Here is a 21,710-nt window from a genome sequence, read left to right as displayed (position 1 = left end):
ATTGTAGTATTGATAAATGCATTAATACATTGTGAACAAGCCTTGTTTAATTTGTATGGGTAAATATTCTGCTACTCATAGGCATAATTACTTATGTTTATTCAAAAACTACAGTTGGCTAATATATCCATAACTGACCTGAATTAAAGGGTAAATAGGACAATTGCGTTATGAATCAGATACGTTCAAAAGGCTTGATCAGACCTTTACATTCTCAGTTGCAGGGTCTTACACGTGCTGTTGATAGTTTGCTGATTGTTGGTTCGCTATTAGCTTCTTTAAAGGTTTATAACATTCCCTTAGCTCCAGAGTACTTATTTGTTAGTTTAAGTAGCATTGTACTTTTTAGCCTGTTTGCTGAAAATCAGGAGATTTATCATGGTTGGCGTGGTGCGCCCATGTTTGATGAGGCAATACGGATTTTGTTTTCATGGTTAGCAACATTTGTGTTTATCTTTACGGGATTATATTTATCCAGCGACACCTTTCATTTTTCAAGGACCGTAATTGAGTTGTGGCTGCCATTGGTGCCTTTGTTAATTATCCTTGTTCATTCAACACGTCGAGCTATATTGGCTTACTTGAGACGACATGGTTTAAATAGTCGTAACTACGCTATATTGGGGGCTAATAGTCTGGGGCAAAGATTAAAAACAGCTTTGACTGATATGCCTTGGTTAGGCTACACCTTTGTCGGATACTATGATGATCGTACTTTTGGTAAGGACTCCCGGCTTGACGAATCGCAGCAGACGGCTGGTAATTTTAAAGACTTGTTGTCGATGGCTCAAAATGGTGAGATAGACCACATCTATATCACTTTACCTCTGCGTGCAGAAAGAAGAATCAATCAGTTGATTCAGGAATTGGCGGATAGCACCGTTTCTGTAAACATCGTGCCAGATTTTTTTACCTTTAATTTAATTCAGTCGAAATGGAGTAATGTACAAGGTATCCCAGTAGTCAGTGTATTTGATACGCCATTTAATGCGATGAACGGGGCAACAAAACGTATAGAAGATCTAATATTGTGTTTAATTATTTTGCCCATTATTTTTTTTCCGATGTTGGCTATTGCCATAGCGATAAAGTCCACATCGCCAGGCCCCGTCATTTTTAAACAGAGACGATATGGCATCAAAGGCGAACAAATCGAAGTTTGGAAATTCAGGTCTATGTCGGTCTGTGAGAACGGTGATAATATTAAACAGGCAACTGCCAACGATAGCCGGGTTACGCCTTTAGGTAGTTTTTTAAGACGCACTTCTTTGGATGAGTTGCCTCAGTTTTTAAATGTACTGCAAGGCACAATGTCTGTAGTGGGACCACGTCCGCATGCCATTGCGCATAACGAGTATTATCGTAAACAAATTCAAGGCTATATGCTACGTCATAAGGTTAAACCGGGTATCACTGGGCAGGCACAAATTAATGGATGTAGGGGGGAAACTGATACGATTGAAAAAATGGAGGCCCGTATTCATCACGATCTAGAATATTTGCGGCATTGGTCTTTGTGGTTGGATGTTAAAATTGTGTTTATGACTTTATATAAAGGTTTTATTGGCAAACAAGTTTATTAATTCAAACCGTGTGGGTTCCTGTCATTATGCAGATAATTGGCAAATGCCACTAAAACGGCTAGTTACCAAATTAGATCATCAGGAATTTGATAAGCCGCATAAGGATCTTCCGTGGCATGCACTTCTTGACTATTTTCATTGAGCAGAACTACGCTTTCTGCATCGCGAGACACTATTTTACGCGCGATTTCTGCGGGTACCATTTCATATTGGTTATCAACACAAATAATTCCAATTCGACCAGAAATTAAAGCTAAACGAACATTTTCGCTGACATAGACTGTTTTGACCTTATTCAGATGGTTAAATTGGTATAGGACGCCATTGACATCCTGTTCGATACGATTAAGGGTGACGATTTGTTTAATTTGTGCCAATAAGGCTTTTTTTTCCTCAGTTTGTTTGCGTAGCAGATTGAGTTCTCGGTCGCGTTCTGCTTGCTGCAAGCGGGTTTGTTCCAGGTTAATCTTTAATTCATCAACAATTTCAATACCTTGACTGCGCTGTAGCTTGGACTGCTTACGCTTGTCAGTTTTAACTTGTTTGGCTTTTGCATCACTAGCCAGGCCAGATTGGAGAAGTTGCTCCTGTAAAGATAATGTTTGTGGTTTTTTCATGGGTATCTATAACCGTTAAAAAATAGAAAAATTTTACATCAGTCCGACAAAATCTAGTCAACCAGAATAAAAAAGCAGTATGTTTCTTAAGCAATGCTCAATAGGATTAGCCCGATTAGCGGCCCAGCATTTTAGATGTGGCATCTTGCCACCATTTTAAAGGGCGGGTGAGAGCTGTATTGCAATGATCATAACCTTGATATTCAATTCCTTTAAATACTTCGTCACGTAACCACAAATAAGCAACAGGTGCGCTTTGCTGAAGGCGCTCCGGTATCAGGATATACTGTGCCATCAGTTCTGCCAGTTTTTCCTGTGTGTTACCGTCGTAACGCCCTTCGTTAACTTCCCATAAATATTCAAAAGCTTCAAACCATTTAGATGGCCAAAGAGCCAGTTTGGCTTCTGCTATAATTTTCTCAGTCTCTTCAGCGTTAGAAATTTTTCGATATTGATAGAAAAAGTATAAATCGTCTGTACCGTTCCAAAAGTGAAAATTATCAATGGTATGAGCAATTTCATGCACTACAATGGGTAAACGGAAATCAACCAGATATTCAAGATCAATGTCACGATAAGACGATCCTTCCTTACCTTTATCGAAAGCCTTAATTGTAAAAATAATTAGATTCTGACCACTATACACTTGTGCTACTGTCTGGTTGCGGAACCCGTAACCAGGAACCAGTGTCAGTGGGTGAGTATGATCTTGCCAGATGCTGGTTTTGTAATCATCGGGAAACGCTTCAAGAATCAGTGCTTGTAATGCGCTGGGTTTGTTAGCAATTTCTTGAGCTAAATGATCATTTGGCTTAGCTTTGCTAATTGATTTTCGTAAAAAAGCTGGAATTTTACGAATGGCTTTTTCGAAAATCCGTAAATGATCGGCTTTAAAGCGAGGCAACTGGTAATCATCACTATGTTTAATGATGGTTTTGGTGTCGTAAAATAATGCCAATGCTCGCCAGGCTGCATCACGGTCACCCCAGTATTTTTCTAATACACATAAATCATCGGCTTGATTGTTGGCACAATCACGACGGAAGCCAATTAAATCTGCCAGATGCTCGGGATTATTATGATCGGTGAGCACTAAAACAGCCTGTTTTCGCAAGCCAGGATGATTAGCTTCGTAAAATTCGATAATGGCAGCCAATGCGCCAATGGGAGCGTACTCTTGTTGGCTGGTTGCGCATAATAAATCGGTATTTTGCGATAGTGAAAAAAATCTGTTCTGAAACAGAGTTTCGGCTTTGCTGTCAGCGTATGTTAACAGTGGCAGGCAGAGTAACAGACAGACTAGACGCATCATGTATAGTAAGCACTTTCGAAAACAAACGATCAAAGTTAATGATTTAGACGCTATTATTTCAAGCGAATGGTCGAGTTTTAGTGTTAATGGTGATCTAAGCCCATGGTATCCCATATTTTTTGAATAACGCCTTCATCCTTATAATCACCCATCGGTGCTCCGTTAGGATAATTGAGTTTAAATACTCGATCAGCATCCGCAGCCATATCTTCTAAACCCAGTTTTCGATAACCGTCTGCCATCATTTGCAATGCAATTGGAATTGCAGGAGTGCGCGGAAATTCTTTCAGAACATAATTTGCACGATTGATTGCTGCTTCATAAGCTTTGCGGCGCATGTAAAAATCAGCAACATGAATTTCGTACATACCCAGATTATTTCGTAGTGCTGTCATACGTTGTTTTGCATCGGGTGCATATTGGCTATTGGGAAAACGACGAATTAACTCCTGAAAATTGTCAAAAGAATCGCGGGCGCTTCCCGGATCGCGTTGCGATGAGTCGGTTGGTAAGAAACGATCAATAAAACCAATCCCACGATTATAATTCACCAAGCCTTTCAAATAATAGGCATAATCGACATTAGGATTGCGTGGGTGGGTTTTAATAAACCGATCTGCTGCCGCAATGGCCGCTTCTGGATCGTCATTTTTGTAATAAGCATAAGCCACATTTATTTGTGCTTGCGGAGCATATTCGCCAAAAGGATAACGAGCTTCTAATGCTTCGTATAAAGCAACGGCTCTCTGGTAACTTTTTTTATCCAAAGCGGTTCTTGCTTCGTCATGGAATTTTTTTTCATCCCAGTTGGCAAACTCATCTTCTTTTTCTTTACTGGATGATGAGCCCTTGTCAAATAACCCTCCCAGGGTTTCACAGCCTGATAAAATTAAGATTAAACTTGCAAGAAAAATAATTTTTACTAAAAGAAATCGCATACGATAGACAACACGTTGTAATATTGTTGGTTTTTTGGCGCTTAAAGCGGCATTTGGTTAGGAGTATAACTTAAAAACGATTATGACGATAATAACGGCAAGGGTTCCTGAGGAACTGGCAGGCATGCGCCTCGATCAATGTTTGGCAGAAATGTTTTCTGACTATTCTCGCAGTAAGCTGCAAACCTGGATTAAAGCCGGGCGAGTGCAGGTGAATGGTGTGGTCTTGAAAGGCAGAGACAAGCTAGATGGTGGTGAAGAAATTGAATTAGATGCAGAAGCTGAAGCGGTCTTGGACTATGATGCTGAAGATATTCCTTTGGACATCATTTACGAAGATAACTCACTTTTAATCATTAACAAACCCGCTGGTTTAGTAGTACATCCAGCAGTTGGCAATTGGAATGGCACTTTAGTCAATGCTTTGCTTAATCACGATCCTGAGCTAAATACTCTTCCTCGTGCGGGTATTGTGCATCGTATTGATAAAGATACAACTGGGTTATTAATGGTTGCCAAAACTCTACAGGCCCATAATAGTCTAGTTGGGCAATTGCAGGACAGGAGTATAACCCGCGAATATCTAGCGCTGGTTAAAGGCTGGATGACGGCTGGGGGCAGCGTTGATGAACCCATTGGGCGTCACCCAGTTGATCGTAAGCGTAATGCGGTAAGACGAGATGGTAAGGAAGCGGTTACTCATTATCGATTGGAAAGGCGTTTTAAACGCCATACATTGATTCGCGTTAAGCTGGAAACAGGGCGCACTCATCAAATTCGTGTACACATGACCCATATCAATTATCCGTTGGTGGGTGATCAGGTCTATGGCGGGCGCTTTCAAATGCCAGCTGATTGTAATCCTGCCCTTGCTGATGCTTTACGTAGTTTCAAGCGGCAGGCCTTGCATGCAGTCAAATTGGGCTTGGAGCATCCTGAAACGGGTGAATATTGCGAATGGGAACAAGCATTGCCAGACGATATGCAGCATTTGCTAAATGTGCTGGCCGAAAATGAACTGGATTAAACCTGATTGGCCTCTACCAGCCCATATCCATGCTGCTGTGACCCTCAGGTCTGGTGGCGTCAGTGTTGGTGCGTTTTCGACATTAAATCCAGCTACGCACGTTAATGATTATTCAGACCATGTAAATCGTAATCGAGAAATTATCAAGGAAATGTTGCAATTGCCAAGTGAACCAGTTTGGTTACAGCAAGTGCATGGCGTGCGGGTGATTAAAGCTGATACTGTTAATGGCTTGGAATGTGCAGATGCTAGTTATACTGATCAGCCTGGCGTGGTGTGTGCAATACTCACTGCTGATTGTTTACCCGTACTTTTTTGTGGTGATGGGGGGCGGGTGGTTGCTGCTGCCCATGCTGGATGGCGAGGGTTACAAGCTGGAATCCTTTCTGAAACTTTTAAACAAATGAATTGCCAATCGGTTCTTGCATGGCTTGGTCCTGCCATTGGACCTCGGCATTTTGAAGTAGGCGAAGCTGTTTATAATGCTTTTGTTGATGACAGTGCTGTTTATAAAACAGCTTTTCAGGCAATTTCGTCTGGTAAATGGTTGGCAGATATTTATCAATTGGCGCGAATTCAACTTAACCATTTGGGAGTCAAACAAATTTACGGTGGCGGTTTGTGTACGGTTACAGATGCCGCTCGATTCTATTCATACCGTCGAGATGGCGCTGTTACCGGTCGCATGGCGAGTTTGATCTGGAGTTCAAAGTCTTGAGTTTATTGTTTTATATTATTATTTTTACCGCTATCGGTGGCGTTCTTAGTGTGTTAGCGGCTAGTGTATTTTTATTGTTACCAGAACAACAACGGCAACGTGTATTGCCGCATGGAATTAGTTTTGCGATTGGTGCATTATTAACAGGTGCTTTTTGCGGTTTGATTCCACATGCTTTTGAAGAGGTTGCTAGTTCCGAAATATCGGTATTATCCAGTACGCTATTGATTGGTATCCTGCTGTTTTTTGGATTGGAAAAATTATTGATTTGGCGGCATTGTCATTCACATGCGTGTGAAGCGCATGGCGAAGAAGCGCATGCTGATCATGCCTTTCATGGGCATGGTCACACCAGTCAAGCTGTTCAGCAAAATCATCGTCCGGCGGGTACTTTTATTATTTTGGGCGATAGTATTCACAATTTTGTTGATGGTGTACTGATTGCTGCAGCATTTATGACTGATGTACAGCTGGGTATTGTGACGAGTCTGGCGGTAGCTGCCCACGAAATTCCACAAGAAGTAGGGGATTTTGCAATTTTGTTACATAGTGGTTATAGCCGGAGAAAGGCACTTATCTACAATATTTTATCAAGCTTGGCAACAGTATTGGGGGGAGTGTTGGCCTATTTCAGTTTGGGTGATTTGCATACATTATTGCCTTATTTTCTGACTTTGGCGGCTTCCAGTTTTATTTATATTGCGGTAGCGGATCTGATACCCTCGTTACACCAAAAAACGGATCTCAAAACATCGTTACAACAGATCGGATTTATATTGGCTGGCGTAGGATTAATATTGTTAATGCAAACGATTGCGCATGGAGTGACTGGATAAATTTCTGACCAGATTGATAGTCAGGCATAAAAAAGGCGCATTGCCGATGCAACGCGCCTTTTTTAACGTTAACGCTTATAATTTGTCTGCGTTTTTTGTCAGGTATTCGGCTACACCTTTAGGGTTAGCGTTCATGCCTGCATCGCCTTTATTCCATCCTGCTGGGCAAACTTCGCCATGTTGTTCATGGAATTGTAACGCGTCAATCATACGCAACATTTCGTCTATATTACGACCTAAGGGTAGGTCATTTACTACCTGGTGGCGGACTTTGCCGGATTTATCAATCAGAAAGCTGCCACGATAAGCGACGCCGCCCTCAGATTCTACATCGTAATCTTTTGCGATAGTGTGTTTAATATCTGCTGCCAGAGTATAACGAACTGGCCCAATGCCTCCTGCATTGATAGGTGTGTTACGCCAAGCATTATGAGTGAAGTGTGAATCAATGGAAACGCCAACCACTTCTACGCCACGACTTTTGAATTCATCGATGCGATGGTCAAAAGCGATTAATTCGCTGGGGCAGACAAAGGTAAAGTCTAGCGGATAAAAGAAAATAACCGCGTATTTACCGCTAGTTGCAGCGGAAAAACTGTAAGAATCAACTATCTCACCATCAGCTAAAACTGCAGGTACTGTGAAATCAGGTGCTTGTTTGCCAACTAAAACGCTCATCAATTTTCTCCTAATTTTTTTCAAAAACAAAGGGTTATAATATTCTTTATGCCTCGGTTAAAAGGCCGATAGCTATTCTACACTAAATTTCTTGTGAGCTAATTAATAAACTATGAAAATACTACTTGCGCAACTGACAAATTCGCGTTAATTTGTAATCCGTAACTTACACTGGTGGCTCGTTAATTAGATCAATAAATCAATGCACGAGTTTTTCTAATGTTAATTTCTTTTGATGATGATGTATGACAAAAGTTAAACATGTAACCGAACCTGATGCCTTTGGATTTCAAGTGCGTATTGTTCGTCGCGGCAAAGAAAGCAGCCGCTATTTTTCCCATAAGCTGTGGGGAAGTAAAACAAAATCTCTAAAAGCCGCAATTACTTGGCGGGATCAAATGCTGGTTGTGCTAAAAGGGAGCAAAACCCGCTTTTTGAAACCACCTAAAAATAAGACCACTACCGGTGTTACTGGTGTGTCTAGAACCATTAAGTTTGACCATCGTAAAGATAAAAGCTATTTATGCTATACAGTATTCTGGGTTAAAGACGGTAAATCACGTAACAAAACTTTTCAGGTTGGTAATGTACAAATTGTTACTGCTGATGATGAGCTACATGCTTTCCGTACAGCGCGCCTTTTCCGTAGTTGTTATGAACATGCAATTGATCATGACGCAGAGTTCGATGATACCAAATTTGCAAATTGGAAAAAACTGCGCCTTTATGAAAACGAAAGGTTAGACGCAGTTAGTTAAGCACTATTTTATTCGGTCGACCTTAGTTCAATACGCATTGACAGGTCGGCCGCAGTTAAATGTTTGGTCAATGCGCCTATAGAAATGAAATCTACACCTGTTCGCGCATACTCACGTATATTGTCTAAAGTTATATTTCCTGAAGCTTCCAACTCCGCTTTGCCGCAATTGTTATTTACGGCTGTTACGATATCGGCAATTGAAAAATTATCCAGCATGATGCGGTCAGGCTTTGCAGCCAAGGCTAGTGCAAATTCATCCAGGTTTTCCACTTCAACTTCCACCATTGCCTGACTGCACTGTCTGGCAGACAATACGGCTTGAGATATTGAGCCAGCCGCAATGATATGATTTTCTTTAATTAAAATGGCATCAAATAAGCCGATGCGATGATTAAAACAGCCACCACACCTTACCGCATATTTTTGGGCTTGGCGTAAGCCAGGAATGGTTTTGCGTGTATCGAGTACCTTACAGTCCGTACCTGCAACGGCATTTGCGTATAAGCGCGCGGATGTTGCTGTCGCAGAAAGCGTTTGCAATAAGTTTAATGCCGTACGTTCGCCGCTTAGCAGGCTGCGGGCGGGCCCATTTAACTTACAAAGTATGGTGTTAGCTTTTACAAAATCGCCGTCTTTACAAAACCACTCAATCGATACGTCTGTACTTAAATGTTTAAACACAGCTTCGAACCAAGTTTGTCCACAAAGAACAATATCCTGTCGTGTTATTACGTTGGCGGTCGCCTTAGTATTGATTGGAATAATAGTTGCAGTTAAGTCGCCACTACCTATATCTTCGTTAAGAAATGCGGCTATCTCAGTGCTGGTTGGGTACATAAATCAGTTTTGCTAGAATATAATGAGGGTTATTATAAGTTGAAATACTGATTAATTTAAAATCTTGGTACTGACAAAATACTTCGATATGAAAATTGGATTTAACTTAAAATCCGTTTTCCATAGTGATTTATTTAAATCGGTGAGTATAATTATGCGTTACCTGCATACCATGATTCGGGTTAAAAACCTGGAAGAATCATTAGATTTTTACTGTCAAAAGTTGGGTTTAGTGGAAGTAAGACGGTTGGAAAGTGAAGCGGGGCGTTTTACGCTGGTTTATTTATCCGCATCTTTTGATTTTGTGGCGGCAAAAAACATGGATGCGCCCTTGTTGGAACTTACCTATAACTGGGATACAGAGGACTATACTGGCGGACGAAATTTCGGACATTTGGCCTTTGAAGTGGATAATATTTACGATTTTTGTCAAGACCTCCTAGAGCAAGGCGTGAGCATACTTCGGCCTCCACGTGATGGTTGGATGGCTTTTATTCGTTCTCCTGATCAAATATCCATAGAACTATTGCAAAAAGGTAGCCCTTTGCCTATTCAGGAGCCTTGGGCATCTATGCCTAGTGTGGGTGTGTGGTAAGCGAGAAAGCTTTGTCGCCACTTAGCTTGTATATTCATTTTCCCTGGTGTATTCGCAAATGCCCCTACTGCGATTTTAATTCGCATGAAACAAAATCGGCTATACCAGAGGCGCAATATGTTGACGCTTTACTGGCTGATTTACAGCGTGAACTTAGTTTGCTGGTGACCCAACCCCAAATAATCAGTATTTTTATGGGGGGTGGTACGCCTAGTTTATTTTCGGCGACAGAAATTGGACGCTTACTGTCTGAAATCAAACAATGTGTAACTTTGGCGGATGATTGTGAGATCACAATGGAAGCTAATCCTGGTAGTTTTGAAAGTGCCAAATTTCACGAATTTCGGTCAATAGGTATTAACCGGCTATCTATTGGCGTCCAAACATTTAACGACCAGTATTTGAAAGATTTAGGCCGTATTCATAATGCTAAAGAGGCTATTCGGGCGGTGGAAATTGCACGTGCTGCCGGATTTGAAAATTTTAATCTGGATTTCATGTTTGGTTTACCGGGGCAAACCCTTGCTGACGCCATGCATGATATTCAAACCGCAATCGCTTTAAAACCAACGCATATCTCTTTTTACCAATTGACATTGGAGCCCAATACTTATTTTTACAAGTATCCTCCGTTATTACCCGATGATGAAGATATATTCAGTGCACAAAAAGCCTGTCAGCAACAATTGGCAGAAAATGGTTATCAGCAGTATGAAGTTTCCGCGTATGCTTTACCGGGTTATCAGTGTCAACATAATAAAAATTATTGGCAATTTGGTGACTACCTGGGCATTGGAGCTGGAGCACATGGAAAAATTAGTCAAACTTTACCAACCCATATTATACGAACAGCTAAACCTAAAAATCCTGAGCAGTATTTAAAACAAGCCTGTGTTGATCAGCGTACTGTTATTGAAGTTGCGCAATTGCCTTTGGAGTTTTTAATGAACGCCCTGCGCTTGAGTAACGGTTTTAGTCTGGATGACTATCAGCGAGTCACCGGTTTAGACAGGAAAAGTCTGGAACCCACATTAACGCAATGTTTAAAGCAAAGTTTATTGGTAGAACATCAGCAACGCTTTCGTTGTTCCGCTAAAGGCTGGGATTTTCTTGATGTGATTCTCGAAAAGTTCTGTCCTTAACCTAAGCAGGGTATAATCAATCATCAAATACCTATATTAAAATTCACTATGCTTGCATATCAACAACAATTTATCCAATATGCCTTGAATTGTGGCGTGCTTAAATTTGGCGAATTCCAATTAAAATCTGGACGCACTAGCCCTTATTTTTTCAACACAGGTTTGTTTAAAACGGGGGCTCAACTGGATATGCTTGGGCAGTTTTATGCGGAAGCCTTAATTAATTCAGGTTTGGAAGTCGATGTTCTTTATGGACCTGCCTATAAAGGCATTCCCTTGGTCAGTACAACCGCTATTGCCTATTCACGTAAGAAAACAGATATTCCGTTTGCTTTTAACCGTAAAGAAGCGAAAGATCATGGTGAGGGTGGTGTTATAGTGGGTTCAGCATTATATGGTAAAGTTTTGATACTGGATGATGTGATAACTGCGGGTACCTCTGTGCGTGAATCAGTAGAGATTATTAATGCTGCAGGCGCAACGGTAGCAGGGGTATTGATTGCTTTGGATCGTCAGGAAAAAGGTCACTCTGCGCGTTCAGCAGTTCAGGAAGTCTCTGCGCAATTTGGCATTCCCGTTTTATCGATTATATCTTTAGAAGATATTATTGAATTTATTCGGCAAGATGTCTCAAACTTTGAAAAATTAGCTATTATTAATGATTATCGTCAAGAATATGGTATTAATACCAATTCCTGATATCTCTAATCCTAGAAACAGCAGTTGACCGCTTCGTTAACTAATTAAAGTTATTAGAATCAATGAATTTAGTCATTAATCGTACTCACCTAAATGGTGAGACCGCTACACAGCCGACGATACCGTTTTCAGCTCATCTAACTGCGTTGCAATTCCTTTTAGAATGCGGCCATGTGGTGTATCGCGCCTTGCCAGACAAACTGAAAACGGCACCCTCGGGTACGTTCAACTGCTGTTTCTAGGATAATTAATCCATGCAAGTCTTTAATGCAAATGTCACTATAGCGACTGATTGCCAAATCAGGCTATACGATTGGTCTTGTTTAAAATTTGTGATCATTATGTGCTTATATGAGTTAGTCAGCAGAGTAGGTTTACTATGAGAAATCTGGAATTTAAAGAAGAGTTGCTAGACTATTCACATTGGCGGGATAAGTTAATACAATCAATTGAATTGTATAGGGAATGGCGTCGATATAATAAATTCAATGATGAACAAAGTAACGATACTATACTGAGTATTTTACAAAGTCTGCGTGCTGATCGAGTAACATTGGCGTTTGTTGCTGAGTTCTCCCGTGGTAAAACAGAATTAATCAATGCACTTTTTTTTGCAGAAACCGGCGTGCGACTTTTGCCGTCTTCGCCCGGACGCACCACGATGTCACCCACCGAGTTATTTTGGGATCAAAAAGGTGGCAGTTATATTCGTTTGCTCGACATTGAAACTCGTCTTGAAGATACTTCCTTATTAAATTATAAAAGTCAGCTTGATTGCTGGACACAAATTGATTTGGATTGTGACTCGCCCACACAGATGCAGGAAGCCTTTAAATCACTGATTGCAACCAAGCAGGTTAGTAAAGATAAGGCGTATAAACTAGGTTTATGGAATGAGCGAGAAGCTGCCGAACAAGGTAATATTAATCCTGAATATGTGGAAATACCCTGTTGGCGTCATGCTTTAATTAGTTTTCCACACCCGTTATTGAAGGAAGGTTTATGCATACTTGATACTCCAGGTTTAAATGCATTAGGCTGTGAACCAGAGCTAACTTTAAATATATTACCCAGTGCCCAGGCTATTATTTTTGTACTGGCTGCAGACACGGGAGTGACGAAGTCGGATCTGGAAATGTGGAATTCCCATGTTTGCAATGCTAGTGGTCAACAGCGTCAAGGTTTGGCTGTAGTGATGAACAAAATCGATTCCATGTGGGATGATTTGGCTGAAAATCACAACTGCGATGCTGCCATTCAAAATCAAATTCAATCCACTGCATCTATTTTAAATATCGACCAGAATTTTATCTTTGCGGTATCTGCAAAACAAGGATTATTGGCAAAAATCAGAAATGATGCTGATTTGCTTGAAAAAAGCCGTTTGCAAAAGTTAGAAAACTACCTATCCAAAGATATACTCGATCAACGTCGTAACATCCTGACAGCGGGGGTACGCAAAGAAATTGGGTATATGGTTAGTGAATCTTTGAAGTTGATGGAAACTAAAATTGTTAATGCAGAAAAACAATTAAAAGAATTTAAGCAGATTGATTTCAATAATCAAGAAATGACAGAGAAATTGATGGCGGAAACCCGTGAACATCAAAGTACCTATTTGCTAAATGTGGAAAATTTTCAAGCCAGTCGTAAAGTGTTTGCTGTACAAGCCAGAATGCTGATCAATAGTTTCGCGAATGAAAAAATTGACGAAATTATCAAGAGAACCCGGGTGGAAATGGACAAAAGTTTAACCACCTTTGGTTTAAAACAGAGTATCCGTAAATTATTTGATGAGTTGCGAGATCTGCTGCAAGATTCTTTAGATATTACAGATGAAACGCGTCGTTTGGTAAAGGCTATTCATAAAAAATTTCGTGATGATTATGGTTTTAATGAAATTGAACCAGAGTTATTTTCAATTAAATATTATCAATTCGAATTAGAACAGATTTTTGCAGAGGGTGATGCATTTCGAAATAGCGCCAGAACCACCATGACTGAGCAAAGTGTCGTCATCAATAAGCTTTATACCACCCTGATTTATAAAGCCAGATATATTTTGCAACAAGCTTACAGAGATTCTGCAATTTGGAGCAATAGCGTACTAAATCCACTTATTCATCAGATTAAAGATCATAAAATTCAAATCGAAGGTCGGTTGCAGATGCTTAAAAAAATCAATCAGTCAAAAGATATGGTTGCCGTCAGTATCGCTCAGCTTGAAGCAGAGCTGGCACCGATAAAACTTCAGCGCCAGCAATTGGTTGGTATCATCAAAGCCATGCATTTTGAAGTCAAAATTAATTAAGCTTTTTATTTACGTGTTGTACTAAACGTATAAGAGCGCACCAGACCTTGAGGGTCAAAACGAAGTAATAAATCCTGTGTATCGTTATTTCCAAATATGGAATACTTGTATATGCCGTACGTCCAGGTGGTGTGTCCATCTTCTAAGCCAGTGCGCCAGGGTGTACCAAAGAGATCGTTAATGTCCTGTTTCCGGGTTTGACCAATTTTGATTTCGGAAACCCGGCTGGCCGCGAATTCTTGTCCCACCGTAAAGCAGCCTGTCAATTGTGTGGCAGTAATACTGCAAATAAGCAATAATAAGTTAAATTTTCCAGTCAGTAAGCTATGGGTTTTCATAAGTAATCCCTGTTTGATAAAAATTAAAGGTGTGATGCCCCTACAGAGGGGTGTTTTGTTGCAGAAATCCGTAATCTGAGCTCATTTTAGCCAAAATATTATGTCTACCCAAGCAAACAGATATACATTAGACAACTTAAAATTTGATAATCGTTTTGTGCGTGAACTTCCTGCTGATGCTGAAACTGACAATTATCGCCGACAAGTTTACCAAGCCTGTTATTCTCGCGTAATCCCTACTCAAGTAGCAGAGCCTACCTTAGTGGCCTATTCTCCAGATATGGCCGCACAACTGGATTTATCTGCAGACGTCTGTCAATCTATAGCTTTCAGTCAAATATTTGTTGGCAATAGTTTAGCTGAAGGAATGGACCCTTATGCCTGTTGTTATGGAGGGCATCAATTTGGACATTGGGCAGGACAGTTGGGTGATGGTCGGGTCATTAATCTTGGAGAAGCTGTTACGCGTCAAGGCGAATATCTGACTTTACAATTAAAAGGTGCCGGTCTGACACCTTATTCACGCAGTGCAGACGGACTGGCTGTGTTACGTTCATCTATTCGCGAATTTTTATGCAGTGAAGCAATGTATTACTTGGGAGTACCCACTACCCGTGCGTTAAGCGTCATTCTAACCGGAAAACAGGTTAGACGCGATATGTTTTACGATGGTAATCCGCAATGGGAGCAGGGTGCAGTGGTTTGCCGAGTTGCACCTTCTTTTACTCGATTTGGCAGTTTTCAAATTTTCACCTCCCGTGATGATTTGGGTACCTTAAAAAAACTGGTAGATTACACTATAGCACATGATTTTCCCCATCTAGGATCTCCAACCCCAGCGATTTATTTGCAATGGTTCACAGAGGTTTGTGAAAAAACGGCCGATATGATTATTCATTGGCAACGCGTAGGATTTGTACATGGTGTAATGAATACAGACAATATGTCGATACTGGGGCTGACCATTGATTATGGTCCCTATGGATGGTTAGAAAATTATGATCCTGATTGGACACCAAACACTACAGATGCACAGGGTCGTCGTTATCGCTATGGAAATCAGCCACAAATCGCCTATTGGAATTTGGTGCAGCTGGCCAATGCTATTTACCCATTGATTAAACGCGCAGAACCTCTACAGCAGGCGGTAAGTCATTACTTCTCACGATTTGAAAAAGGTTGGCAAACTATGCAAGCCGTTAAGTTGGGATTAGAGACGTTTAATCCAGACAGTGATGAGAGTTTGTTGACAGATTTATTTAAATTGTTACAGATAGCAGAAGTTGACATGACCTTGTTTTATCGAGGTTTAGCCAATTTGAATGTCAATTCGACGCTAAGTGAGTTTTACCTTTTTATTGAACAGGTTAGTTATAAAGCGCTAGATCACGAGAGTACGATATTAGCCGAAGCATGGTTTAATGACTATTTACAGCGGTTGCGGAAAAATACCATCAATGATCAAGATCGTATTACGCAAATGCAAAGTGTTAACCCTTGTTATGTATTACGAAATTATCTCGCTCAAGAAGCCATTGATCAGGCTGAACAGGGAGATTTTGCTTTGGTGGAAGAATTGTTAGACGTGCTACGTCAGCCGTACACTGAGCAGCCAGGTAAATCACGTTTTACTGCCAAACGACCCGATTGGGCTAAACAACGAGCGGGTTGTTCAATGTTATCCTGTAGTTCATGATTAATGGCTGAACGCGTTCAGCGCGTTCAGCCATCAGATTTTATCGTTCTAAATAACTAAGCTTCCCAGTTTTGCCGTTCCATTCGTCGGCATCGGGTGAAGCGTCTTTCACTTCAGTGATAACGGGCCATAATTTTGACAATTCTGCATTCAACGCGATGAATTGTTCTTGCCCTTCAGGCACTTCATCTTCAGCATAAATTGCGTTAGCAGGGCATTCTGGTTCACAAAGTGTGCAATCGATACATTCATCAGGATCGATAACCAGAAAATTAGGTCCTTCATGAAAGCAGTCGACAGGACAGACGTCAACGCAATCGGTGAATTTGCATTTGATGCAGTTTTCGGTGATGACAAAAGCCATAATGTTCTTCCAAGGTAATGATAATGAACAAGTTTCCGCCGTACGGAAACTTTATGGTTTAAAAGACCTGTTGTAAAGACAGCAGGTAGATAAATAATGTAAAAGTGATTTGGACTGAAGACCGAAATCAGTCTTCAGTTACCACCCAATATAATGATTATTTATCTTTGTTACGTTCTTTAACTTCTTTGATGACTTCTTCTGCTACGTTGCGAGGGCAAGGTGTATAGTGAGAAAACTCCATTGAGAACTGACCACGACCCGAAGTCATGGTACGTAAATCACCAATATAACCAAACATATCGCTAAGCGGAACATCGGCTTTAATTCGAACCCCTGTTACACCTGGATCTTGTGATTTGATCATACCGCGACGACGGTTAAGGTCGCCAATAACATCACCCACATGACTATCTGGTGTGAATACATCAACTTTCATAATCGGTTCCAACAGTTGTGGACTCGCTTTAGGAATGGATTGACGATAGGCAGCGCGTGCGGCAATTTCGAAAGCAATAGAGGACGAGTCAACAGCATGGAATGAACCATCGGTCAGATTGACTTTGAAGTCTAACAATGGGAAGCCCGCCAAAACACCTTTATCGATACTTGCTTTGAAACCTTTTTCCACAGCTGGCCAGTATTCTCTAGGTACGTTACCACCAGTAACGGTAGATTCAAATACAAAGCCGCTACCCACTTCACCTGGTTCGATGATGTAATCGATTTTGGCGTACTGTCCAGAACCACCTGATTGTTTTTTATGGGTATAACTGTCTTCAATGCGTTGTGTAATCGTTTCCCGATAAGCAACTTGAGGTTTACCTACGTTTACATCCACACCATGAGTACGTCTTAAAATATCAACTTTAATGTCAAGATGTAATTCGCCCATCCCTTTGATGATGACTTCGCCGCTTTCTTGGTCGGTTTCAACGCGGAAAGATGGATCTTCCTGAATCATCTTACCCAGTGCTATACCCATTTTTTCGTTACTGCCCTTATCTTTAGGCGAAATAGCAATAGAAATAACTGGATCAGGGAATACCATTGGTTCCAATGTTGCTGGCTTGTCTGGATCACATAAAGTATGACCCGTTTGTACGTTTTTCATACCGATAACTGCCACGATATCACCTGCTTGGGCAGAATCGCGCTCTTCACGTGAGTTAGCGTGCATTTCAACGATACGACCAATACGTTCGGTTTTTCCGGTAAAGGTATTTAAAACCGTAGTTCCTTTTTCCAGTCTTCCTGAGTATATACGTAAGAAGGTAAGAGCACCAAAACGGTCGTCCATGATTTTAAATGCCAAGGCGCGTAAAGGTTTGCTTGCATCGACAATCGCAAAAGTACCGGTTGGGTTACCTTCCAGATCCACTTCAGGTTGTGGTTTAACTTCGGTAGGATCAGGCAAATAATCAACAACAGCATTCAATACCAACTGCACACCTTTGTTTTTGAAAGAAGAGCCGCCATAGGTAGGGAAAAATGCCAGTTCACGGGTACCAGTGCGGATGCAGCGATTAACGGTCTCCATGTCGGGTTCAATACCTTCCAGATATTTTTCCATGGCATCATCATCCTGCTCAACAGCAGTTTCAATCAGTTTTTCACGCCATTCTTCAATAAGATCTGCCATTTCTGCAGGTGGCTCTTGAATAGTGTATTTCAATGGATCCCCTGAATCATCCCAAACCCAAGCTTTGCGGGTCAGCAAATCAACTACACCCACAAAATTTTCTTCAGTACCAATAGGGAGTGTCATCACTAAAGGGCGTGCACCTAATACATCTTCTACCTGTTTAACCACGCGATAGAAGTCAGCGCCTAAACGGTCAAGTTTATTGATGTAAATGATCCTGGAAACTTCAGAGTCGTTGGCATAGCGCCAGTTGGTTTCTGATTGGGGTTCAACACCACCAGAACCACAGAATACACCGATACCACCATCCAATACTTTCAGTGAACGATAAACTTCGATAGTAAAGTCAACGTGACCCGGAGTATCAATAATATTTAAACGGTGACCATTCCATTCGCAAGATGTTGCGGCAGACTGAATGGTAATACCGCGTTCTTGCTCTTGCTCCATGAAGTCTGTTGTCGCTGCACCGTCATGTACTTCACCGATTTTATGGATTTTTCCGGTCAATTTTAAAATCCGTTCGGTCGTGGTTGTTTTACCGGCATCTACGTGTGCGAAGATACCGATATTTCTGTATAGCGATAGATCAGTCATGGTTATACTCTAAATGAATGAAAACTTTATTAACCCTTGGCACCTTGCCAGGGTTTCCTCAATGACAGTGTCAATGAAATCTCACCATTCTAACCGAAAATTCAAAAAAAACAGAATGTCAATTTTTTTACAGTATGGAATGGGGTTGTAATTGGGTGATTTGTAGCCTTCTAAGCCTGTTCTTCCAGAATTTGCTTCAAAAAAGGGATGGTTAGTTTACGTTTTGCTACCAAGGTGGCGCGATCAATTTTTTCAAGTAATACCCACAAAGCTGACAAATCATGCACATAATGATTGAGTAGAAACTTTCCCACGCCGGGAGGGATATCAAAACCTAAATCATGTGCTTTATAGGTTAAAGCTTCAATTAGCTGATCATCGCGCAAGGACTGAATTTTCAAGGTAAGCCCCCATCCCATCCGCGTTTTAAGATCCAATAGGCTAAACGGTAAAAATTTGGGCGGACAGTCAGCGGTGAGTAACAAGCGACCATTATTTTGCCGATGGTTGTTATAAAAATTGAATAATGATAGTTGCCAAACGGCATTTTCGGCAATATGTTGTAAATTATCCAGAGCGACGATTTCCATGTTTTCAAGGCCTTCCAAAATAGCTGGTGAGGGAAGATTATCTTGATTAAAACAAAGATAAAAGGGGTCTTTACCTAATGATTTTGCTAATTGGCAACAAGCATGCAGCAAATGGCTCTTGCCACTTCCAGAGTCACCCCAGAGATAAATTTGCTGTTCTTGTTCTTTTTCTGCAAACGTATGTAATTGATTGATAATTTCTGCATTATTGCCGGGAAAATAACTGGTAAAAGTCTGGTTACTTTGGAATTCAAATGCGATGGGGATTTGCATAGACGAATGACTCAGATTTTTTCTGCCTTATATACATACATGCCTGCCCCAAAACACAACAACAGGCTAAATGTTAGTTCCAGTAGAGCATAAGGCCGCTCAGGCTCACTAACGTATGCTTCAGCTATAGCATGGGCAAAATACGGTAAACTTAGATACGTCATCCACGTACAACTTTTGAGCTGGCAGTTTAAAAAACCTCTAAAGGGCAGCAACAGTGGACCGATAGTCATTATAATTAACAAGGCAGTCGGAAATCCGCTCACTGGAAATAGCAAAGTATGCCAGGCAAGTTGTAGAAAAAATAAACCAAAAAAACCCACCAGTCCTGCGTAATAGTAGTAAATGCGTTGCATAGTAAATGTCGTCTAAAGCTGTGTTGAACAAAAGGATTGTTGGCTAGCCGACAATTTTAAAACATAAGGTATCAAAAACCAGTGTACACAGTCTAACTTTTGCTATTTTAACGATCTAAACCAGTAAAAAGACTCATGTTACTAGTCCTTTTTAACTTAAATTCTAAAATAGGCAATGCTGCGTTCCAGAGACGCTGCGATAACTTCTAATTGCTTTGCTGATTCAGATGTTTTGTCTACAGCTATACTGTTTTCACCGGTCATTTCCGCAATACGTTCCACATTTTGAGCAATTTCGCTACAGGTTTTGCTTTGCTCTCTAATAGCGACTGAAATTTGATTTATCCGCTCAACGACTTTACCTGTACTGGATTTGATATCATTAATAGCTTCCCCTGCTTGGTAAGCCAATACCGAGCCTGAACTGACCTGTTCAACGCCTGTTTTCATGCAAGTAACAGCGTTCTTGGTTCCAGCCTGAATTTTTTCGATGGTTGCGGTAATTTCCAATGTAGAAGATCGAGTACGTTCCGCTAAACTACGCACTTCATCTGCCACTACAGCAAAGCCACGACCTTGCTCCCCGGCCCGAGCGGCTTCGATTGCGGCATTTAATGCCAGTAGATTTGTTTGCTCAGCAATAGCTTTAATGACGTTGACGACTGTGGAAACTTCCTTAGAGTGTTGTTCCAACACCCCAATCACCTGAGCGGAATCTTCTACAGAACGTACAATGTTGTTCATACTTGAAGCCGCCTTGTGGATAACTTGACTTCCATTTTCGGAAATGGTTTCAGTCTCGCTGCTAATATTTTGAGCGGTTTGCGCACTTTTTGAAACTTCTGCAATACTTAAATTCATTTCTTCTACTGCCGCAGCAGTAGTAGTGGTAGCATCGCGTTGTATATGAGAGGCATGAGCAACTTCTTGTGCCGTTTGCACTAAACGTTTTGCTGCTTCACTAGCCATATGGGCATTGTTTTCAATTTCGCTAAAAATTTGCCGAAGATTACTGCGCATTGCCACAATAGAAGCCATTAAGCTGGTAGTATCGTTAGCTTTTAGAGGTATCTCTGTCTGAAGATTTCCTGATGCAATATCACGTGCTACATTTGTTACATAATTTATTTCGCCGCCCAATTTTTCATATATTATGCGTACTAGAAACACAGCAGTACCCGCAGAAAATATAATGACAATCAAACCAAGCAATAAATTAGCAAACTTAAGATTTGATGAGTCCGCTATGATAATTGCAATGTTTTTATCCATTTCGGTAGATTGAAATTGCTCAAGTTTGCCTATTAATGCAGTATATTCACGTATATCTTGATGCAAAGTACTAACTAGATAATGCTTGGCGTCGTCTACATAGCCGGTTTTAATTTTTTGTATATATAACTGCCTATGCTCAGTATAAACTTTACGTGCAGCCAGTGCCTGTGCTAATAACTCTTTTTCATTGACACTCGTTACCAGTTTTTGTAATTGATCAAAGCTATCTGTAATACTTTTGCTATTGGCGGAAATTTCATCATTGATGGCATTAATTTCGGCTAAATTGGTCGTTTCTTGGAGTAAAAGAGTATTACTCCAGTTTTTTAACACATTAGTGCGTACATTATTGGCATGTATACTGGTGGGGTAGACATTCTTGGCAATCACTTCTGTTCCAGCAATTACTTTACTGCTCATTAATTGAGACATGCTTACCATAATTATATTCAGCAGGATAATGGCACCTAGAGTCCATGCCAACAAGCTTGAAATTTTCATCTTTCCAAACATTATCACCTCT

21 protein-coding genes are annotated in these 21,710 nt (G+C 40.8%); 10 read left to right on the top strand and 11 right to left on the bottom strand.

Features of this window, described 5'->3' with window-relative positions:
- Nucleotides 1–170 precede the first annotated feature (170 nt).
- Nucleotides 171–1,583 carry an undecaprenyl-phosphate glucose phosphotransferase gene (locus tag ABH008_RS01040; protein WP_347988020.1) on the top strand — a complete coding sequence of 471 codons (1,413 nt, stop codon included), beginning with the start codon at nucleotides 171–173 and terminating at the stop codon, nucleotides 1,581–1,583.
- 62 nt (nucleotides 1,584–1,645) lie between these two features.
- Here ABH008_RS01040 and ABH008_RS01035 read toward each other — a convergent pair whose 3' ends face one another.
- The 3 genes from ABH008_RS01035 to ABH008_RS01025 all read right to left on the bottom strand — a co-directional run bounded on the left by ABH008_RS01035 (nucleotide 1,646) and on the right by ABH008_RS01025 (nucleotide 4,450).
- Nucleotides 1,646–2,200 carry a DUF2058 domain-containing protein gene (locus tag ABH008_RS01035; RefSeq protein ID WP_347988019.1) on the bottom strand — a complete coding sequence of 185 codons (555 nt, stop codon included), beginning with the start codon at nucleotides 2,198–2,200 and terminating at the stop codon, nucleotides 1,646–1,648.
- A gap of 115 nt (nucleotides 2,201–2,315) precedes the next feature.
- Complete coding sequence (locus ABH008_RS01030) at nucleotides 2,316–3,512, bottom strand: hypothetical protein (RefSeq protein WP_347988018.1); 1,197 nt, start codon at nucleotides 3,510–3,512, stop codon at nucleotides 2,316–2,318.
- 83 nt (nucleotides 3,513–3,595) lie between these two features.
- Nucleotides 3,596–4,450: an outer membrane protein assembly factor BamD gene (locus tag ABH008_RS01025; RefSeq protein ID WP_347988017.1), complete on the bottom strand. Its 855-nt coding sequence runs from the start codon at nucleotides 4,448–4,450 to the stop codon at nucleotides 3,596–3,598.
- A gap of 82 nt (nucleotides 4,451–4,532) precedes the next feature.
- On the opposite strand from ABH008_RS01025, the gene rluD reads away from it, so the two are divergent.
- From rluD to ABH008_RS01010, 3 genes are read left to right on the top strand one after another with little or no spacing between them, the layout of a single operon-like run.
- Nucleotides 4,533–5,477, top strand: a complete 945-nt coding sequence (rluD, locus tag ABH008_RS01020) for a 23S rRNA pseudouridine(1911/1915/1917) synthase RluD (protein WP_347988016.1) — start codon at nucleotides 4,533–4,535, stop codon at nucleotides 5,475–5,477.
- A complete protein-coding gene (gene pgeF, locus ABH008_RS01015; RefSeq protein ID WP_347988015.1) occupies nucleotides 5,464–6,195 on the top strand; it encodes a peptidoglycan editing factor PgeF in 732 nt (243 codons plus the stop codon). The genes rluD and pgeF overlap by 14 nt, the downstream gene beginning before the upstream one ends.
- Nucleotides 6,192–7,031 carry a ZIP family metal transporter gene (locus tag ABH008_RS01010; RefSeq protein WP_347988014.1) on the top strand — a complete coding sequence of 280 codons (840 nt, stop codon included), beginning with the start codon at nucleotides 6,192–6,194 and terminating at the stop codon, nucleotides 7,029–7,031. Before pgeF ends, ABH008_RS01010 begins: the two co-directional genes overlap by 4 nt.
- 75 nt (nucleotides 7,032–7,106) lie before the next feature.
- Here the strand turns inward: ABH008_RS01010 and ABH008_RS01005 are convergent, their stop codons facing one another.
- Nucleotides 7,107–7,709, bottom strand: coding sequence for a peroxiredoxin C (locus ABH008_RS01005; RefSeq protein ID WP_347988013.1), 603 nt, complete (start codon nucleotides 7,707–7,709; stop codon nucleotides 7,107–7,109).
- A 245-nt stretch (nucleotides 7,710–7,954) separates the two neighbouring features.
- Between ABH008_RS01005 and ABH008_RS01000 the strand changes: the two genes are divergently transcribed.
- Entirely contained in the window at nucleotides 7,955–8,467 is a 513-nt protein-coding gene (locus ABH008_RS01000) for a hypothetical protein (protein ID WP_347988012.1), read from the top strand.
- 8 nt (nucleotides 8,468–8,475) lie between these two features.
- Here ABH008_RS01000 and nadC read toward each other — a convergent pair whose 3' ends face one another.
- Entirely contained in the window at nucleotides 8,476–9,306 is an 831-nt protein-coding gene (gene nadC / locus ABH008_RS00995) for a carboxylating nicotinate-nucleotide diphosphorylase (RefSeq protein ID WP_347988011.1), read from the bottom strand.
- A gap of 154 nt (nucleotides 9,307–9,460) precedes the next feature.
- Here nadC and ABH008_RS00990 point away from each other — a divergent pair, with 154 nt between their 5' ends.
- From ABH008_RS00990 to ABH008_RS00975, 4 genes are all read left to right on the top strand, one after another.
- The gene (locus ABH008_RS00990) at nucleotides 9,461–9,901 is read left to right on the top strand and encodes a VOC family protein (protein ID WP_347988010.1); all 441 of its coding nucleotides are present in this window, start codon (nucleotides 9,461–9,463) and stop codon (nucleotides 9,899–9,901) included.
- 11 nt (nucleotides 9,902–9,912) lie between these two features.
- Nucleotides 9,913–11,043, top strand: coding sequence for a radical SAM family heme chaperone HemW (hemW, locus tag ABH008_RS00985; RefSeq protein ID WP_347988009.1), 1,131 nt, complete (start codon nucleotides 9,913–9,915; stop codon nucleotides 11,041–11,043).
- Between the two features lie 48 nt (nucleotides 11,044–11,091).
- The gene (gene pyrE / locus ABH008_RS00980) at nucleotides 11,092–11,742 is read left to right on the top strand and encodes an orotate phosphoribosyltransferase (protein WP_347988008.1); all 651 of its coding nucleotides are present in this window, start codon (nucleotides 11,092–11,094) and stop codon (nucleotides 11,740–11,742) included.
- 379 nt (nucleotides 11,743–12,121) lie between these two features.
- On the top strand, nucleotides 12,122–14,053 hold the full coding sequence (locus tag ABH008_RS00975) for a dynamin family protein (RefSeq protein WP_347988007.1): 1,932 nt from the start codon (nucleotides 12,122–12,124) through the stop codon (nucleotides 14,051–14,053).
- A 5-nt stretch (nucleotides 14,054–14,058) separates the two neighbouring features.
- On the opposite strand, the gene bamE is transcribed toward ABH008_RS00975, so the two are convergent.
- Complete coding sequence (bamE, locus tag ABH008_RS00970) at nucleotides 14,059–14,391, bottom strand: outer membrane protein assembly factor BamE (RefSeq protein ID WP_347988006.1); 333 nt, start codon at nucleotides 14,389–14,391, stop codon at nucleotides 14,059–14,061.
- A gap of 100 nt (nucleotides 14,392–14,491) precedes the next feature.
- On the opposite strand from bamE, the gene ABH008_RS00965 reads away from it, so the two are divergent.
- Nucleotides 14,492–16,087 (top strand): protein adenylyltransferase SelO, encoded by a 1,596-nt coding sequence (locus ABH008_RS00965; RefSeq protein ID WP_347988005.1) that lies wholly within the window; start codon nucleotides 14,492–14,494, stop codon nucleotides 16,085–16,087.
- Between the two features lie 40 nt (nucleotides 16,088–16,127).
- Here ABH008_RS00965 and fdxA read toward each other — a convergent pair whose 3' ends face one another.
- From fdxA to ABH008_RS00940, 5 genes are all read right to left on the bottom strand, one after another.
- A complete protein-coding gene (gene fdxA, locus ABH008_RS00960; RefSeq protein ID WP_347988004.1) occupies nucleotides 16,128–16,451 on the bottom strand; it encodes a ferredoxin FdxA in 324 nt (107 codons plus the stop codon).
- Nucleotides 16,452–16,608: 157 nt separating this feature from the next.
- Complete coding sequence (gene fusA, locus ABH008_RS00955) at nucleotides 16,609–18,693, bottom strand: elongation factor G (RefSeq protein ID WP_347988003.1); 2,085 nt, start codon at nucleotides 18,691–18,693, stop codon at nucleotides 16,609–16,611.
- 170 nt (nucleotides 18,694–18,863) lie between these two features.
- On the bottom strand, nucleotides 18,864–19,556 hold the full coding sequence (hda, locus tag ABH008_RS00950) for a DnaA regulatory inactivator Hda (RefSeq protein WP_347988002.1): 693 nt from the start codon (nucleotides 19,554–19,556) through the stop codon (nucleotides 18,864–18,866).
- Between the two features lie 11 nt (nucleotides 19,557–19,567).
- Nucleotides 19,568–19,912, bottom strand: a complete 345-nt coding sequence (locus ABH008_RS00945) for a DUF2069 domain-containing protein (RefSeq protein ID WP_347988001.1) — start codon at nucleotides 19,910–19,912, stop codon at nucleotides 19,568–19,570.
- Between the two features lie 156 nt (nucleotides 19,913–20,068).
- A complete protein-coding gene (locus ABH008_RS00940; RefSeq protein ID WP_347988000.1) occupies nucleotides 20,069–21,688 on the bottom strand; it encodes a methyl-accepting chemotaxis protein in 1,620 nt (539 codons plus the stop codon).
- Between the last annotated feature and the right edge of the window lie 22 nt (nucleotides 21,689–21,710).

This window comes from Methylomonas sp. AM2-LC, assembly GCF_039904985.1.
In the GTDB taxonomy this organism is placed as follows: Bacteria; Pseudomonadota; Gammaproteobacteria; order Methylococcales; family Methylomonadaceae; genus Methylomonas.
The sequence above is the reverse complement of the archived record's forward strand: the minus strand, read 5'-3'. Positions and strand labels throughout refer to the sequence as shown.